The sequence below is a fragment of the Lapidilactobacillus dextrinicus DSM 20335 genome (genome assembly GCF_001436095.1).
GTDB classification, from domain to species: Bacteria; Bacillota; Bacilli; order Lactobacillales; family Lactobacillaceae; genus Lapidilactobacillus; species Lapidilactobacillus dextrinicus.
On record NZ_AYYK01000025.1, the window covers coordinates 33,609 to 49,954 of the forward strand.

The 16,346-nt window shown below is 37.1% G+C and carries 18 protein-coding genes; 4 read left to right on the forward strand and 14 right to left on the reverse strand.

Annotation, left to right across the window (positions count from 1 at the left end; translation table 11 throughout):
- Window positions 1-8 precede the first annotated feature (8 nt).
- The 8 genes from coaE to FC84_RS08470 form a co-directional block, all read right to left on the reverse strand.
- Entirely contained in the window at window positions 9-623 is a 615-nt protein-coding gene (gene coaE, locus FC84_RS08435; RefSeq protein ID WP_057757804.1) for a dephospho-CoA kinase, read from the reverse strand.
- Entirely contained in the window at window positions 616-1,464 is an 849-nt protein-coding gene (mutM, locus tag FC84_RS08440; protein ID WP_057757807.1) for a DNA-formamidopyrimidine glycosylase, read from the reverse strand. Before mutM ends, coaE begins: the two co-directional genes overlap by 8 nt.
- A 41-nt stretch (window positions 1,465-1,505) precedes the next feature.
- Window positions 1,506-4,178: a DNA polymerase I gene (polA, locus tag FC84_RS08445; RefSeq protein ID WP_057757809.1), complete on the reverse strand. Its 2,673-nt coding sequence runs from the start codon at window positions 4,176-4,178 to the stop codon at window positions 1,506-1,508.
- 362 nt (window positions 4,179-4,540) lie between these two features.
- Complete coding sequence (locus FC84_RS08450) at window positions 4,541-5,170, reverse strand: sugar O-acetyltransferase (protein ID WP_057757813.1); 630 nt, start codon at window positions 5,168-5,170, stop codon at window positions 4,541-4,543.
- Between the two features lie 21 nt (window positions 5,171-5,191).
- Window positions 5,192-5,572: a VOC family protein gene (locus FC84_RS08455; protein ID WP_057757816.1), complete on the reverse strand. Its 381-nt coding sequence runs from the start codon at window positions 5,570-5,572 to the stop codon at window positions 5,192-5,194.
- A 159-nt stretch (window positions 5,573-5,731) separates the two neighbouring features.
- Window positions 5,732-7,045: a UDP-N-acetylmuramate--L-alanine ligase gene (gene murC / locus FC84_RS08460; protein ID WP_057757819.1), complete on the reverse strand. Its 1,314-nt coding sequence runs from the start codon at window positions 7,043-7,045 to the stop codon at window positions 5,732-5,734.
- A 35-nt stretch (window positions 7,046-7,080) separates the two neighbouring features.
- Window positions 7,081-7,716, reverse strand: a complete 636-nt coding sequence (gene ytpR, locus FC84_RS08465; protein ID WP_057757822.1) for a YtpR family tRNA-binding protein — start codon at window positions 7,714-7,716, stop codon at window positions 7,081-7,083.
- A 126-nt stretch (window positions 7,717-7,842) separates the two neighbouring features.
- Window positions 7,843-8,172 carry a thioredoxin family protein gene (locus FC84_RS08470; protein ID WP_057757825.1) on the reverse strand — a complete coding sequence of 110 codons (330 nt, stop codon included), beginning with the start codon at window positions 8,170-8,172 and terminating at the stop codon, window positions 7,843-7,845.
- Window positions 8,173-8,351: 179 nt separating this feature from the next.
- On the opposite strand from FC84_RS08470, the gene FC84_RS08475 reads away from it, so the two are divergent.
- Complete coding sequence (locus FC84_RS08475; RefSeq protein WP_057757828.1) at window positions 8,352-8,684, forward strand: hypothetical protein; 333 nt, start codon at window positions 8,352-8,354, stop codon at window positions 8,682-8,684.
- 47 nt (window positions 8,685-8,731) lie between these two features.
- Here FC84_RS08475 and FC84_RS08480 read toward each other — a convergent pair whose 3' ends face one another.
- The 4 genes from FC84_RS08480 to FC84_RS08495 are packed head-to-tail and all read right to left on the reverse strand — an operon-like array spanning window position 8,732 to window position 12,581.
- A complete protein-coding gene (locus FC84_RS08480) occupies window positions 8,732-9,922 on the reverse strand; it encodes an AbrB/MazE/SpoVT family DNA-binding domain-containing protein (RefSeq protein ID WP_225733060.1) in 1,191 nt (396 codons plus the stop codon).
- Between the two features lie 46 nt (window positions 9,923-9,968).
- Window positions 9,969-10,619: a tRNA (guanosine(46)-N7)-methyltransferase TrmB gene (gene trmB, locus FC84_RS08485; protein WP_057757834.1), complete on the reverse strand. Its 651-nt coding sequence runs from the start codon at window positions 10,617-10,619 to the stop codon at window positions 9,969-9,971.
- Window positions 10,619-11,854, reverse strand: a complete 1,236-nt coding sequence (locus tag FC84_RS08490; protein ID WP_057757837.1) for an ABC transporter permease — start codon at window positions 11,852-11,854, stop codon at window positions 10,619-10,621. Before FC84_RS08490 ends, trmB begins: the two co-directional genes overlap by 1 nt.
- Window positions 11,847-12,581 carry an ABC transporter ATP-binding protein gene (locus FC84_RS08495; protein WP_057757840.1) on the reverse strand — a complete coding sequence of 245 codons (735 nt, stop codon included), beginning with the start codon at window positions 12,579-12,581 and terminating at the stop codon, window positions 11,847-11,849. Before FC84_RS08495 ends, FC84_RS08490 begins: the two co-directional genes overlap by 8 nt.
- A gap of 170 nt (window positions 12,582-12,751) precedes the next feature.
- Between FC84_RS08495 and FC84_RS08500 the strand changes: the two genes are divergently transcribed.
- From FC84_RS08500 to FC84_RS08510, 3 genes are all read left to right on the forward strand, one after another.
- A complete protein-coding gene (locus tag FC84_RS08500; RefSeq protein ID WP_057757843.1) occupies window positions 12,752-13,183 on the forward strand; it encodes an HIT family protein in 432 nt (143 codons plus the stop codon).
- Window positions 13,184-13,522, forward strand: coding sequence for a YtxH domain-containing protein (locus FC84_RS08505; protein ID WP_057757845.1), 339 nt, complete (start codon window positions 13,184-13,186; stop codon window positions 13,520-13,522).
- Window positions 13,523-13,776: 254 nt separating this feature from the next.
- Complete coding sequence (locus tag FC84_RS08510; protein WP_192496375.1) at window positions 13,777-14,667, forward strand: peptidylprolyl isomerase; 891 nt, start codon at window positions 13,777-13,779, stop codon at window positions 14,665-14,667.
- 368 nt (window positions 14,668-15,035) lie between these two features.
- Here FC84_RS08510 and FC84_RS08515 read toward each other — a convergent pair whose 3' ends face one another.
- Entirely contained in the window at window positions 15,036-15,926 is an 891-nt protein-coding gene (locus FC84_RS08515; RefSeq protein ID WP_057757963.1) for a 3'-5' exoribonuclease YhaM family protein, read from the reverse strand.
- Between the two features lie 69 nt (window positions 15,927-15,995).
- Window positions 15,996-16,340: a YlbF/YmcA family competence regulator gene (locus tag FC84_RS08520; protein WP_057757847.1), complete on the reverse strand. Its 345-nt coding sequence runs from the start codon at window positions 16,338-16,340 to the stop codon at window positions 15,996-15,998.
- Window positions 16,341-16,346 lie beyond the last annotated feature (6 nt).

Below are 16,346 nucleotides of genomic sequence, written 5' to 3' on the forward strand. Positions count from 1 at the left end.
GTACACATTTAATTTGCTAAAAATTTTTGAAACGCTGAACTATACCAAAAGGCTGCAAAAGTTTTCGGTAAGTCGTCAATTGGTTTAGAGGTGTCTAACACAAAATCGGCACGAGCCAATCGTTCGTCATGACTCATTTGTGAGGCAATTCTTGCTTTTGCTGCTGCTTCAGTAAGATGATCGCGTTGTTCAACACGCACCAATTGAATTTGTGGCGCAACATCAACCACTAAAACCGCATCGCACAATTGATCATAGCCAGTTTCAAATAATAAAGGAATATCATAAACAATTAAATCACGATCGGCCGCGCGATATGCCACCGTTTGCCGTAGAATTTCTTGGCGAATTAACGGATGTGTTAACTGATCTAATTTTTGTAGTGCTTCAGGATCCGCGAAAACTAACTGACCCAGTTTTTGCCGATTTAAGCGACCATCTGCTAATAAATAATCTGAACCAAAAGCAGCAATAATTGCAGTTAATCCGGGTTGATTAGGTTCGACAATTTGATGAGCAATTAAATCGGCATCAATTACAGCTGCCCCTTGTTTTTTAAACAAGGTGGAAACTGCTGATTTACCCGAAGCAATACCACCAGTTAAACCAAGTACCTTACTCATGATCAGGCACTTCAATTGGTAGTGGTTGGCATTGCGGACAGAAATGTGTTCCTCGACCACCTAGTTTTATTTTTTCAATGGTGGTGCCACAGCGCTCACAAGATTGGCCTTGACGACCATAAACATGGAGATCAAATTGAAATTGGCCAGTATTGCCATTAGCGTCAACATAACTACGAATCGTTGTACCGCCATGATCAACCGCCATCTTTAATTCTTGAATAATATTATCATGTAAAACCTCAGCTTGCGCGCGCGTGATGGCGTTAGCTGGTAATAACGGGCTAATTTGACTTAACCACAAAACCTCATCTACGTAAATATTGCCTAAACCAGTCACTACATGTTGATCTAGTAAAACTTGTTTAATAGCTTTATGATGGTGACGTAATGCTGTATAAAATGAGTCAACCTTGAAATCGGAGCTGAAAGGTTCTGGTCCTAAAGCTTTGATCCCAGAAACTTGCGCTTCCGTTCCTGTTTGCACAAGTTGCATCCGGCCAAACTTACGGACATCTTGATATTGCAAGGCGCTCCCATCGGTAAATTCGAATACAACGTGAACGTGTTTATTCTCAGGTTCAGTCACTTGGCGAACGAAATACTTCCCTTCCATTCTTAAATGACTAATCATCGTTAAGTCATGGTCAAACCGGAATAACAAGTATTTACCACGGCGATCAATCGTGAGTAATTTTCTTCCCTGTAAAGCCGTCACAAAACCTTCCGGATCACCGACAATAATTTTAGCGTAGTAAACATGGATATCTTTAATTGTTTTATTTTGAATTAGACCTAATAAAGAGCGACGAACGGTTTCAACTTCTGGTAATTCTGGCACGCTATTAATCCCCTTAACTAAATTTCACAGTAGACCTTAATCTATTTGGCATCATACCAAGTCTTGCCATGGGCACTTTCAACAACTAGTGGCACGTCCAAACTGACTGCAGAGTCCATCACACTTGGTACTAATTTTTCCAAAATTGGAATTTCTGATGCAGGTGCTTCAAAAATTAATTCATCATGAACCTGCAATAACATTTTAGCTTGTAAGTTTTCAGCTTGCAGACGCTTTTGCATGTTAATCATGGCAACTTTAATAATATCGGCCGCGCTACCCTGAATAGGCGTGTTCATGGCTGTTCGTTCAGCAAATGAACGCAAATTAAAGTTCTTTGATTTAATATCAGGCAAATAACGACGTCGGTGCATAATTGTTTCTACATAGCCCTGTTCTTTTGCCAAAGCCACGATGTCATCAATATAAGTCTTAACATCCGGATATTGTTCAAAATATGCCGCAATAAAAGCAGCTGCTTGTTTGCGAGAAATTCCAATATTTTTGGATAAGCCATAATCACTAATCCCATATACAATCCCAAAGTTAGTCGCTTTAGCCTGACGCCGCATATCCGGTGTTACTTCACTAGGATCATTCAAGCCAAAAATACTCATAGCAGTATGCGCGTGAATGTCATAACCACTCTTAAAAGCAGCTTGCATATTCTTATCGCCAGAAACATGCGCTAAAACACGCAATTCCACTTGCGAGTAATCACTAGAAAAAATCTCCCAGTCAGGATGACTTGGCACAAAGGCCTGGCGAATTTTGCGACCTTCTGGCAACCGAATTGGAATATTTTGCAAGTTAGGATCAACAGAAGATAGGCGTCCAGTCTGCGTCAATGTTTGCAAATAACGCGTATGCACTTTGTGATCAGGATGAATGACTTTAAGCAAACCCTTGATATAAGTTGATTGTAACTTAGAAATTTGCCGATAAGTTAAAATACGTTGCACGATTGGATGTGCGCTTTGTAATTGTTCCAAAACTTCAACTGAGGTTGAATAACCCGTTTTGTTTTTCTTAATCACTGGTAATTTTAATTCTTCAAACAAGACCGTTCCCAGTTGTTTAGGCGAATTAATATTAAATTCATGACCAGCATCTTCATAAATCAACGCTTCAATTTCTGATAGCGTCTTGCCAAAGTCCGTCTGCATTTGTTGTAGACGTTGACTATCAACCGTAATACCAGCGAGCTCCATTTGACCTAAAACAATGGCCAATGGTGCTTCAATTTCGTCATATAATTGATCTTGATCATTATCCTGAAGTTGCTTTAATAATTCCGGACGTAAGTCATAAATTGCCTTGGCTTTACGTGCTAAGTGTTCACCTAATACTGCCTGTTCAGTTGGAACTGCGCGTTTAGCACCTTTACCATAAACTTCTAAATCAGTCTGAACATCGAAATAGTCATATTGTTGCGCTAAAATTCCTAAATCATTGCTATTATCATTAGTATCTAGCAAATAAGACGCTAGCAATAAATCAAAAGTCATCGCATTAATTGGCGTGCCTAGACGCTCCATTAGCACCATTGTTTTTTTACTATCGAAAACATCTTTTGGTTGTTTTGAATCTTGCAGCCAGTTTTTAAGCACTGGTGCTTCTAATAAACCTAAATCAGTACTGTAATACCATTGTTCATCAGTCCCAAAAGCAAAACCAATTGGCATCTCGACATGATAATTATCACCCAAAATATCGATCACAAAACTACGTTGCTTCTTATCAGCCAGCGCTCTTTCTAGATTAGCTTCTGTTAATTCGACAAATGGCAGTTCAGTCATTTTAGGCATAGCTGCGCCATTTTCATCATTTTGTGGCATTTTAGCTAGTTTTGATTTGAAATTCATTTGTTGATAAAACTGAACTAGTGCTGCTTCATCAACAGGCTGACGTTCAGTATCAGCTAAAGAAATAGTTAATGGTGCTTCCACGTTAATTGTTGCCAACTTTTTACTTAAAAACGCGTTTTCTTTATCGTTGATCAAATTTTCTTTAAGCTTGCTCTTTTTCATTTCATCAACATGCTCATATAAGTTCTCAACGCTGCCATATTCAGCTAATAGCTTGAGTGCAGTTTTTTCACCGACTTTAGTCACACCAGGATAATTATCCGAGGTATCTCCCATTAAGCCCTTCATGTCAATGATTTGTGTTGGTGTTAAGCCTAATTTTTCTTGGAGGTATGCTGGTGTATAAGCTTCCACATCATTAACACCCTTGCGGTTCACCTTAACGGTAGTGTTATCACTTGTGAGTTGCGTTAAGTCACGATCACCGGTTACAACAACAACAGGCATTTTGCCAACTGCTTCTTTAGCCAATGTCCCAATAATATCATCGGCTTCATAGTCAGCTAATTGATAATGAGTGATACCGTAAGCATCTAATAATGTATTGAAATAAGGCATTTGTTCCGAAAGCTCAGCCGGCGTTTTGCTTCTCGTTCCTTTATACTCATCAAACATTTTTGTTCGAAAAGTTGTTTTGCCTGCATCAAAGGCCACTAAAACATTGGTTGGTTGTTCACTAGCTAGTAAATTATCTAGCATGTTACTAAAGGTATAGAGGGCGTTAGTATGCAAGCCTTCTTGATTGGTGAATTTATCTAGTGAATTATGCAAGGCAAAAAAAGCTCGGAATGCCAAGCTGTTGCCATCTAGTAATAAAAGCTTTTTATTTTGATCAGATTGTGACATATATGCCTCCCAGATATTGCGTTAACTTCATTCTAGCAGAGAAAAGAATGAAACAAAAATAAACGAGCTAAATTAAAACTAGAAAACTTTAGCTAATTAACTGTTTGAAAGCTCTGTTAAATTCTCAAAACATATTGTAAAGGCATAAATTTATAAAACATCAACTAAAAAAGTCTGGAACAGAAGTACATCTTAATAATTTGAAGGCAATATTAACGAATATTGGCTGCTAAACGTGTTCCAAAAGTCAGTCAATTTTGCTTAACATTGAAAGAACCGCTAAATCCGAATGCGGATTTAGCGGTTCTTTCAGTTTAATGCTCATTGCCTAAACAACTTTTGTCTCACTCTTTTTTTATTAGTTATTTTTCTTGATTTTTAGCGGTCCAATATTTTTGTTTGGCCTGTTCCCACTTTTGCCGATCTTGATCGTTGATCATGCGAATAACTTTAGCTGGATTCCCACCCACAATACTATTAGCAGGTACATCCTTAGTGACAACAGCGCCAGCGCCAACAATCGCATTTTTGCCGATGGTCACACCTGGTAATATAACGGCACTGCCGCCAATCCAGACGTTATCTTCCACTACAATTGGCGAGCCGAATTCTAAATCTTCAATTCGAATATCAGCCACAATTGGATGGCCTGCGGTATAAAAGCCCACCCGTGGTCCAACCATAACATTATTACCAATTGTCACCCGATTAACATCTAGAAAAATACAATCCATATTGGCATAAAAATTATCGCCAATTGTTATATGGCAACCATAGTCAACATTTATTGGCGGATTAACATATAAATTCTTGCCAGCCTTGCCAAATAATGTTCTTTCTAAGCGAACAATTTCAGCCGTATTTTCAATGGGTACTTGATTAATTTGCTGAGCAATCATCTTGCCATGAATCGATTTATGTTCAGGTAAAATATCTCGGGCAACATATAAGTCGCCGGCTAACATTCGTTCATATTCAAAATCTTGAGTCACAGTTAACACTCCTGTTTTAACTTATTCTGTGGTTAATTCAATTAAATTACCTTCTGGATCCTGGACAACAGCTTCATAATAACCATCGCCAGTTGTCCGTGGTCCATTTAATAATGGGTAACCATCTTCTGAAAGACGCAACGCCAAATCATCAACAGCTTGTTGATCGCCAACAGCTATTGCCAAATGACTATAGCCTAACGTTTCACCAGGTTGTAGGTTAACAAATTTTTTACTGGTAATTTCTAACCGGCTACCAGAAGCAAAGGTTAAAAAGTATGATTGAAATTTTGTATTGGGATTTTCATAACGAGCCCCACTTTGCGCACCAAAATAATGTTCATAAAAAGTCCGCATCTTTTCTAAATCGTGTGTTAATAAAGCCACATGTTCGATTCGCATTCAACAGATCTCCATTTATTTCTTAAAATTAGTTTCCCTGTTATCTTATCATGTTAACGGTTACTTTGTATTAAAAATTGCCACTTTTCAATTAAAAAAATAGTGTCAGTTAATCCTGGGCCTTAGCCCTGAAATTTAACTGACACTATCTATCATTTTCTAATTAATCAGATCTTTAAATGCTTGTTCATATTTTTGAATGTCGCCTGCACCCATAAAGACAATCACAGCGCCTTTCTCGTTAACCAGTGGGCTTAAGTCATCTAAGTGAATAACTGAGCCACCATGATTAATTAAAGCACCTAAATCAGCGCTTGAAACACTACCTTGATGTTCCCGAACCGAACCAAAAATCTCAGTTAGGAACACTTCGTCAGCCAAATTTAAACTCTTAGCAAAGCCAGGCATTAAAGCCTTAGTCCGACTATAAGTATGTGGTTGGAAGACAGCAACGATTTTCTTATCAGGATATTTTTGACGAGCTGCATCAATGGTTGCCTTAATTTCAGATGGATGGTGTGCGTAATCATCAATGATCGTGTACTGATTAATATCTGTCTCACTAAAGCGGCGTTTAACACCCTTAAAGGTCAACAATTCTGCTGCAACTTCAGTCATTGATAAACCTTCTAAATAGCTAACCCCGACAACAGCTAAACTATTTAAAATATTATGTTGGCCAAAGAGTCGAATTTCAAAATGACCCAGAATCTGACCATCGTGTTTCACATCAAATTCAGAACCCAAGTCCGTACGTTTGATATTAATTGCTTGGAAATCATCGCCGTCATTTAGACCATAATAATAGATTGGCACATTGGCTTTAATTTGACGAATGTTTTGATCCTCACCCCAAGCAAAAATACCCTTTTGAGTTTGATCAGCCTCAGTTTGAAAAGCACTAATCACATCATTAACATCTTGATAATAATCAGGATGATCAAAGTCGATATTGGTCATAATCGTATAATCAGGATGATAAGCTAAGAAATGCCGACGATATTCATCAGCTTCATAAACAAAGAACTTCGCATCGTCAACGCCTTTACCAGTACCATCGCCAACCAAATAAGACGTTTTAGCCACACCACTTAAAACATGGGCTAACAATCCCGTTGTGCTGGTCTTACCATGCGTACCAGAAACACCAATACTAACGTAACCCTTTAATAGTTCACTTAAGAAATCAGGATAGCTAACGATTTTAGCCCCTTGTTCTTTAGCAGCAACTACTTCTGGATGCGTTTCTGGAAAAGCATTTCCCTTAATGTAAGTCCAACCTGGTTTAACATTGTCAGCACTAAAGGAATACATGGGTATGCCCGCTTCTTCCAATGGTGTTTGTGTGAAAGTATACTGATCAATATCAGAACCTGCCACTTCATAACCTAAGTCTTTTAAAATTAAAGCCAAAGCACTCATGCCTGACCCTTTAATACCGATGAAATATACTTTTTTATCTGCAGCCGTCATCTTATCATCTATCTCCAAAAATTTATCGTAATCGTTTAATAATTAGCAGAATAGTCGCCAGCAAAGTCAAAGGGTGCGCCAGTTTGACTTGCAGCGTCTAAAACTAAAATACCATGTCGTTGTGGTGCATTAGGTAAACCTAATTCATGAGCACTACAAATCATACCGTAACTTTCAACGCCCCGTAATTTACCTGGCCAAATAATCTTACCATCAGGCATCATCGCGCCAATTTTTGCAACGACAACTTTTTGACCAGCACCAACATTAGGCGCACCGCAGACAATTTGTAATTTTTCAGTGCCAAGGTCAACTTGGGCAATGTGTAAATGATCTGAATCAGGATGTTCAACTAAGGTTTCAACATGACCAATTACAAATTTAGGTTGATTGTCAAAAGGTACTTCAAAATCAAAGCCAGCTTTTTTAACCGCTGCATTAACTTCAGCAATTTGACTTTCGGTCAAAAGGATTTGGCCGTTGCCCTTTAAATCATGAACATATTGAGAAGCGTTAAATAAATTAACACCAACTAATTCGTTATTATCTTTTTTGGTAAGACGCGTTACGTCACCGTTTGTGGCAACATTTTGTTCAGCGTTAGTTGCTTGTCCAGTCACCATAATCAGAACATCGCCTAGGACTGTGGGATTGTAGCTTGAGATCAGCAATCGGAAAACTTCCTTTTCATTAATTTTCAAAAAAATAAAGCTTGTTGAAAAATCACGGGTAGATGAACTTTAACCGGACTTCAGCACGCTTTATATTGTAAGATAATTGTCAGACTTTTTAAAGTATTACTTAGTAAAAGCTAAGCCGTTAATGAAATTTTCAATTTCTTGCTTAGTTTTACGATCTTTGTTTACAAAACGACCAACTTCTTGGCCATCTTGATAAGCAACAAAGCTTGGAATTCCCATAATACCTAATTCTTGAGCTAATTCAAGATATTGATCGCGATCAACTTCAACAAAAGTAATATCAGGATATTCAGCTTCAATCGCTGGCATTGCTGGTTTAATAAAACGGCAATCACCACACCAAGTTGCTGTAAAGAATAAAATCGTTTTATCGTGAGCTGTTACAGTGTTTAAATCTTGTTGATTAAATTCAGCTAATTGTTTCATGAGCTACCTCCAAATCATTCTGTGATAATCATAAGCTATCCTTTAGTAAGCGTCAATCAATTCGTTTTTTAACTTAAAAAGTGACCCGTTAGCAAGCAAATCAATGTGGCTATTGTTTGCTCCTAACAACAAAACAGCGTATCCTATAGATAATATCATGTTGGCGGAGGAAGTATCCCATGGATGAAACTACTAAAAAAATTGTCAAATACGCTGGCTTCGGCTTTGTACAAGGTTTAGCAATCGGTTTAACTAGTGCCTTTTGTTGGCATCGCTATATGAAACGTCTTCCTGATCAATTATTAAGTGAATTAAAACGACTATTCTTACAGGAAGGCCCCATCGAAGGTGCGTGGATTGAATCATCACCACGTTTAACAACGTTCCGCAACGAACGTCGCGTTGTTTACGTTGGTGGTATTACTCGCAAAGAAAATGACGAATTGGTTCAATATCAATTTATTTTTGATGCTAAGGATAAAGAATTATTAGAACTTGAACAAGTTAAATAATTTAGTGCTAATTAAAAGGCGCGGGAAATTTCCCACGCCTTTTTTAATTACTTTTGTTCATCAATGACTTGTATTTTAAGTGGAATTTCTACCACGACTTCCCGACCGTCAATTAATTCACGGATCTTTTGAAATAATAGAATAACCCAACCAAAAGCCGCCACAAAAGCAATAATTTCAAAAGCGGTTAATGATAAATAACCCACAACCTGAAAGGCAATCTCGCAGGCAAACAAAAAAGCACCAATAATATACGAAGCCACCAAAAATTCCTTAGACACATTGGGCAGCAACCATTTAATACCAATAATTAAAATTAAAATTGAATAAACCATAAAACCAGCGATTTGATCGTGCAACACGTGAAAATTAGCATTGTTAGGAAAAACGCCCACTGCGCCTAAATTCACGGCCGCTAAAGTTAATAAGACACGTAACGTCATTAAACGCCAATTCTTAGGATAGACTTGACGCAACGAAACGAATAGATAATCAATTAAAGCCACCATAATCAACGCCGAAAAAATAAGCGTGAAATTAAACTGCCAACTATTTTTCGCAACACTAGTTCCTAAAAAGCTCAAATTATATTGCCACCAATGATTAGCGCCATTGGTAGCCATTGAAATGAACATGCCCCCGACAATCGTTAAGGTGAACAATGTTGTCAACATCTGTGAATTTAAATTGATTGCCGCCAAAGCCATCAAGTAATTCGTCATATAACAAAAGATCAGAAAAATAAAACTTGAGGTCATTAAGTCAAAGGATACCCCTGTAAAGACTTGTCCCATTAACCAAGAAATACCAATTAAGGCCAAACCCAAAATTAACCAGACAGCCACAACGATTACCGGAAAATTTCGCCAGTAAATGCGTTCTAAAGGTGCCCCAATTTTTGAACGGCGACTTTTAATAAAGAACGCGGTAAAAACCACCGTACCAACAACTGCATTAGCAATAATTAACCAAGCTGCAATTGAATTATCACCACTAATTGGAATTTGCTTAGCATGATTAACTTGCCCAACCATAAAAAAAACGATTGCTGTCAATACTGCCAAAACAATTGACCATAATTGCACTTGCCGATAAACAAATTCACGCGTTTTAGAAACTGGCGTAATGGTTGCCACTTCATCTTTAACTGCAATCCGCACTTCTTGGCCAGGTTCTAAAGACATGCTCTCAATAACCTCAGGTGGTAATTCAATTTGATATTTATTTTTAACTGCCAACTTTATCTCCTTACCCCAAAAAGGCTAACTTATTCAGAATACTATCTTATCCTTCAAAATGTGCATCCAGTGCATAAATAACTTGCCCTTTGGCCGCAAATTTTTGTTCATACTCAGTTTCAACATTACTTGCTTGCCGTTCACTGCGATGTAAATCTAAAGAAATAAAATCAAATAACCAGCCACTAGCATTTAAGCTTTGTAATGAATATTCAAACAGTCCCTGATTATCAGTTTTAAAGCGTAATTGCCCCTCTGCTTTTAAAATCTGATGGTATTGTGCTAAGAATGTCGAATACGTTAAACGCCGCTTTGCGTGACGATTCTTAGGCCAAGGATCAGAAAAATTCAAATACAAATTACTAATTTCACCTGGTGCAAAAAACTCCGTAACTGCTGCCCCGTCACCAAGGAAAAGTTGTAAGTTAGGTAATTTCAAATCAATTTGCTTTTGCAAAATCATGCCAATGGCTGCAGATTGTAATTCCATCGCAATATAATTAATTTCCGGATGAGCTTGCGCCATGCCGATAATAAATTGCCCCTTGCCAGAACCAATTTCTAATTCAATCGGTAATGCTGGATTAGCAAAACGTTTGGCCCAGTGACCAGCCAAATCAGTTTGTGGTGCTTGAATAATTAAATCTTGATGCGCTTCAATTAATTCTGGTACCCATGGTTTGTTTCGTAGACGCATTATTTAATTCCTTTCTGGTGCTGTTTTAATCGTAACGGTAAATAAACTTTCAAGAAAAGCATAATTAAAGCTAGTGCAGCTAAAATAATAATAATACTCCACCACTGCCCTAATAAACTTAACATAATAGCTAAACTATCAACGAACCATTCAATCAATAAAACACGCGTCATCACTTTTATAAATGCTGCTTGTTTAGCTTGACTCGTTACAGGTAATAACGTCGTCAAGGCATTATGATCGAAATGATAGTACAAAGGCAATAATTGGTAGCCTGTCAAAAATAAAAATAACAAGACAATGATTAATAAAATAACTGGTTGCTTAATAACGGCAATTAAAATAACCCCCACTAAGCAAAAACGCAACCAAATATTACTATATTCAGAACCACGCACAAAAGCACGACTAAATAAAAAACGATAAGTGTTTTCTGACTTACCTGCTAGCAGTTGAACCAGTGGATCTAACCACTTACGCCGGTGAACTGAACTGCTAATACCAGGTACATCAACAAACAAATTATAAAAACGATCAATCACAGTTTGCCGCCGATTTTCTCTTGAAATGGCTTCCCGCCACATTAAACACTGTGGTTGTAACAACTTCTTAGCCTGTGCAGCTAACAAGATTGCTAATCCCAACGATAAAATACTAAATAGCCAGCCCCAACCATAGACACTTAATAACAGACCAGCCGTGGCAATTCCCCAAAATAAACTGTTCAGTTGGCGTTGTTGTCGAACTGGAAAATCGAAAAGGCGTAAGAGCTGTAACCATAAATGAACATCTTTTAAAATAAGCAGTCCAAAAATTGTTAGTAGCCACTCCGTTATTGTTAAGGCAGTTGCTCGTAACACAAATGGCGTTAAGATACCTCCTAAAGCCACGAGAACGAACAACGGCAATAACAAGCTGTAACGCCGCGCGTGAATTAAATAGCGCCGCATCTTTGATTCTGCTGGCAAAAGAAAAATCTGATCAGCTGGTTTCAATAAAGTTGCCAAGTGACCAATAGACAAACCGAGCAATAGTAACAGGGCAGTTAATAATGGCGCCCACCATAAAGTATGGCTTATTGACCGTAATTGTTGACTATACCAATAAGCAAGTGCGCCAAACAAAAAAATGACAGCAATCATTAAGTGGTCATTAAAGACATAGCGTAAATATTTACTTTGCTGCAGTAGATGTTTTTGTTGACGCGTATGCCATAAATCATCGAACTTACGCATCGCCATTCTCCTTTGCCATTTGCAAATAAATCTGGTCTAGGTCTTGTTCAGCTACACCAAATTGTTCAGCTAACTCGGCAACTGTCCCTTGCGCACGAATTTGACCATGATTTAAGAGGATGAAGCGATCAGCTTGTGCCTGTGCTGTTGCTAGCACATGCGTGGTCATTAAGACCGACTTGCCGGCTGCTTTCTTCTCAGCAATTAAATCTAACAAATTATGAACCGCTAATGGATCAAGGCCGGTAAAAGGTTCATCAATAATTAACAGGTCAGCATCCGTCATAAAAGCATTAACAATCATCACTTTTTGTTGCATACCTTTAGAGAAGTGAACTGGAAACCAATCTAACATTTGATCTAAGCGAAAAAGTTTCAATAACCGATTGGCATTTTGCCAAGCTAATTGACTATCTAATTGATAAGCCATCATGGTTAAAGCTAAGTGCTCTTTTAACGTTAACTCCGGATAAAGAATCGGCGTTTCCGGAACAAAAGCAATTTGCTGGCGATAGCGCGTTAAATTCGTCTGTAAATTCTGATCATTTAAAACAATTTGGCCACTAATTGGTTGTAATAAACCTAGAATATGTTTAATTGTCGTTGATTTACCTGCACCGTTTAAGCCGATTAAACCAACCACTTCACCATCGTGGACTTCAAAACTAACATCTCCCAAAATCTTTAAATGTTGGTAACCACCCGTTAAATTCTCGACCTTTAACATTTGGATTCCTTTCATAAAGCCAATCTATGATTATTAAAACAATGATTAAACAACCAAACAATTCATATCCTTGTTTGTTTCTAGTCTCAGCTTTGTTTAATTCCTAATTTACTTGTATAATGATAGCATGAATTGACAAGCTTTGAGTATATTTACGAAGGTGAAATTATATGGATGATTGTATTTTTTGCAAAATAATTAAAGGTGATATTCCTAGCGTTAAAGTTTATGAAGATGACGACGTCTTAGCATTTTTAGACATCTCCCAAGCAACACCAGGTCATACCCTATTAGTCCCCAAACAACATGTTGCTGATATTTTTGCTTATGATGCTGATTTAGCAAATCGTGTCTTCTCAAAAGTTCCCTTGATTGCCCGCGGTGTTAAGGCCGCATTTCCAGAAATGAAGGGCTTAAATATCTGCAATAATAATGGCGAGGTTGCCTATCAATCTGTTTTTCATTCTCACATTCACTTCATTCCTCGTTACAGCCAGCAAGATGACTTCTCTATTCATTTTGGCAATCATACTGATCAATATGACTCAGAAGCCTTAGAAGCAATTGCAGGCAAAATTAGAGCCCAATTGGAGGAAAACTAAATGGCAAAGTTTGGATTTGGTAAAGGGCTATTAATGGGTGCTGTTTTAGGAACGGCTTACGTCCTCTTAACAACCGAAAAAACAGGTAAAGAACGGCAACAAGGTATTGCTGACTATTTTAAAGATTTAACCCATCAAACCAACAATGTTTCAGACAGTGTTAAAGAATTCCAAAGTGCTTTAGTTAATTTGAAACAAGAAGTTGAACAGACTTTAAAACCCACCATTGCTGATATTCAACAATCTGTAACTGATTTTGAATTCCAAGCTCAGCCTCGCCTTGAGCAGATTAATGAAACGACTGAGCAACTTCAAAAAGATCTAGAGCAACTTTCTTAATAACGAATCAATCAAATATTCTTAAATAGTCTAGACTTATTATCTGGACTATTTTTGTATTAACATCTTTCTTTGACGCTTAAATTAAGGAAAATATAAACTTCAACGGGTAAATATGAATTTTTAGCAATGAAGCTGTGAACATTTCGTTAAATTTGGGGCGATCGTTTAAATCATTTATCAAATGTGTTATATTTACTAGAGTTAAGAGCCATATGAAAATCAATAATATATTAGGATGTGTAAGTAAAACAATGAAAAAATCTATCAAAAAGATCGCACTTGCTGCAGCTAGTTTAGTTGCCGTTGCAACATTAGCCGGTTGTAGTAGTAAAACCGTTGTTTCTATGAAGGGCGGTAAAATTACTCAAGACGAATATTACAAAGAAATGAAGAAGTCATCATCAGGCCAATCAACTTTACAAACGATGATTATTACTAAAGCCTTAGATAATCAATATGGTGACAAAGTCCCTGCTTCTAAAGTAACCAAACAATATGATGCTTTGAAGAAACAATATGGCAGCAGTTTTTCATCTGTTCTTTCAAGCAACAATTTAACAAAGAGTCAATTAAAAGATAATATCAAAACTAACCTCTTAACTGAAGCTGCTTTAAAAGATCTCAAGAAACCAACCCAAAAACAATTGAAGAAACAATGGGAATCTTATCAACCAAAGGTAACAGTTTCTCATATCTTAGTTAAAACTAAGAAAGAAGCAGAAGCTATCATTAAACAATTAGATGATGGTGCAGATTTTGCTAAATTAGCTAAATCTAAATCAACTGATACTGGTACTAAGTCTAATGGCGGTAAGTTAGATGCCTTTGACAACACTGATACTTCACTTGATTCAACTTTCAAAGCAGCTGCTTTCAAGCTTAAACAAGGTGAATATACTAAGACACCAGTTAAGACTTCTTATGGCTACCACATTATCAAGATGGACAAGAACCCTGGTAAAGGTAAGATGTCAGACCACACTAAAGAATTAAAAGCACAACTTTATGATACATGGCTATCAGATTCGACTGTTATGCAAAAAGTTTTAGCTAAAGTTATCAAGAAAGCAAACGTTGATATTAAAGACAGTGACTTAAAGAACGTTCTTTCTAACTACGTTAGCTCATCAAGCAGTAACTAATTAGCACTTACAAAAAAGCTAGGGGATGATCCCTAGCTTTTTTTGTATGCTAATTTTGCTATAAAGAACTTAACATTGTATTTCATATAAAAAACTTATTGGCCTATACTATTTTTAAAATTAATTCGTTTTTTTTGTGGAAAAGTTAACATTTAGGTCGTAATTTATGTTATAAATAAATTATCAAGATTAATTATAAGTTAATTATCATGAGCCAACTTAATCTTGACCTGCCAGTACTGATCCTCAGTCAGGTACTGGCTTTTTAGTGAAATCATGATACCCTAAAAATTATAATAAGTATTTCTCAATACAAAAAGACTTTGACTCTCATCCTTGTGAGTCAAAGTCTTTTTTATATGATTAAATTAATTTTTGGCACGGTAGAACTGACGATTGTCTAAGCCAAAAATTCGTTCACTAAACGTACCCGGTTCTGTTTTAGCCATTGCTTTAGAAATCATATTAATTGAAGCATCAAGTTCATCAATATAATGTAACACTTCAGCCTCTAACAACTTAGGTCGTTCTGGAGAACCATATTCTAACAAGCCGTGATGTGAAAGAACCATGTGTCGCAATAAGACAACATCTTCGTCCGTACCATCAATTTTAAGCGCTTGGCATGCTAATACAATTTCTTCATCAATGAGCACAATGTGACCAATTAAATTCCCCTCAACAGTGTACTCAGTACCAACTGCACCACTAAGTTCCAGGGTCTTCCCTAAATCATGTAAAATCACGCCCGCTAATAATAATGAATAATTTAATTGTTCATATTGCTGGGCAATTGATTTAGCTAATCGCATCATACTTAATGTGTGGTAAGCTAATCCACCTGCAAAGTTATGGTGATTGGTCTTTGCTGCAGGATGATTATAAAATTCCCGTTGATATTTTTGCAATAAGAAACGAACAATTCGATTCCATTTTGCATTTTGAATATCAAATAAGGATTTTTGAATTTCATCTTGCATTTGTTCAGTTGACATTGGCGCACGCGCCACAAACTGACTAGCTTGAAAACCTTCACTAGCATCAGCTAGGTACAATTTAGTAATTTTAACTTGGGGTTGGCCATTATAAAGATCACGTTGACCTTCAAGATGAACAATATTACCACTCGTAAAATGTTGAATATCTTCATCCTTAGCATCCCAATACATTCCTGAGATTTCACCAGTCTTGTCTTGAAATACTAAAGAAATGAAACGTTTGCCGTTTTTAGCAACGCGAACTTCAGCTTGTTTGATCATGACGACTAGCTGAAAAGTTTCACCGTTTTTCAGATTAGCAAGTTGTGTTGCCACGATTGCTCACCCTTTCTAGCCACGGTATAGATCAGTGATTGGTTTAGTGACAATCCCATTAATCTCATCCATGACGCTGTTCATTTCACGCTCACGATCCATTAAATCTTTCATCATGTCAACTTTCATTAACTTGTCGCCAAGGTCACGTAACTGTTGAACATCTTCATCTGTTACTTCTTGACCTGACATTTGTTTTTGCTGTAATTCGCCTTGTATTTGTTGCATTTGTTGGTACATACCATAGGCGATTGGATCAGCCTTCATCTTTCCAAAAGCTGCTTGTAAAGCAGTAAATTGTGGCAATTGGCGCAATGCATCTGCCATTTCGTTGGCATTATCATAGATATTAACGGTCATTGTCTA

Excerpts from the sequence above, each read along its gene's own strand:
- FC84_RS08470 (WP_057757825.1), bottom strand. The coding sequence starts at position 8,172 with ATGAAACAATTAGCTGAATTTAATCAACAAGATTTAAACACTGTAACA.
- FC84_RS08455 (WP_057757816.1), bottom strand. The coding sequence starts at position 5,572 with ATGCGAATCGAACATGTGGCTTTATTAACACACGATTTAGAAAAGATG.
- FC84_RS08505 (WP_057757845.1), top strand. The coding sequence starts at position 13,184 with ATGGCAAAGTTTGGATTTGGTAAAGGGCTATTAATGGGTGCTGTTTTA.
- murC (WP_057757819.1), bottom strand. The coding sequence starts at position 7,045 with ATGACGGCTGCAGATAAAAAAGTATATTTCATCGGTATTAAAGGGTCA.
- FC84_RS08520 (WP_057757847.1), bottom strand. The coding sequence starts at position 16,340 with ATGACCGTTAATATCTATGATAATGCCAACGAAATGGCAGATGCATTG.
- polA (WP_057757809.1), bottom strand. The coding sequence starts at position 4,178 with ATGTCACAATCTGATCAAAATAAAAAGCTTTTATTACTAGATGGCAAC.
- FC84_RS08495 (WP_057757840.1), bottom strand. The coding sequence starts at position 12,581 with ATGTTAAAGGTCGAGAATTTAACGGGTGGTTACCAACATTTAAAGATT.
- FC84_RS08490 (WP_057757837.1), bottom strand. The coding sequence starts at position 11,854 with ATGCGTAAGTTCGATGATTTATGGCATACGCGTCAACAAAAACATCTA.
- coaE (WP_057757804.1), bottom strand. The coding sequence starts at position 623 with ATGAGTAAGGTACTTGGTTTAACTGGTGGTATTGCTTCGGGTAAATCA.
- FC84_RS08500 (WP_057757843.1), top strand. The coding sequence starts at position 12,752 with ATGGATGATTGTATTTTTTGCAAAATAATTAAAGGTGATATTCCTAGC.
- FC84_RS08515 (WP_057757963.1), bottom strand. The coding sequence starts at position 15,926 with ATGATCAAACAAGCTGAAGTTCGCGTTGCTAAAAACGGCAAACGTTTC.
- FC84_RS08475 (WP_057757828.1), top strand. The coding sequence starts at position 8,352 with ATGGATGAAACTACTAAAAAAATTGTCAAATACGCTGGCTTCGGCTTT.
- FC84_RS08510 (WP_192496375.1), top strand. The coding sequence starts at position 13,777 with ATGAAAAAATCTATCAAAAAGATCGCACTTGCTGCAGCTAGTTTAGTT.
- trmB (WP_057757834.1), bottom strand. The coding sequence starts at position 10,619 with ATGCGTCTACGAAACAAACCATGGGTACCAGAATTAATTGAAGCGCAT.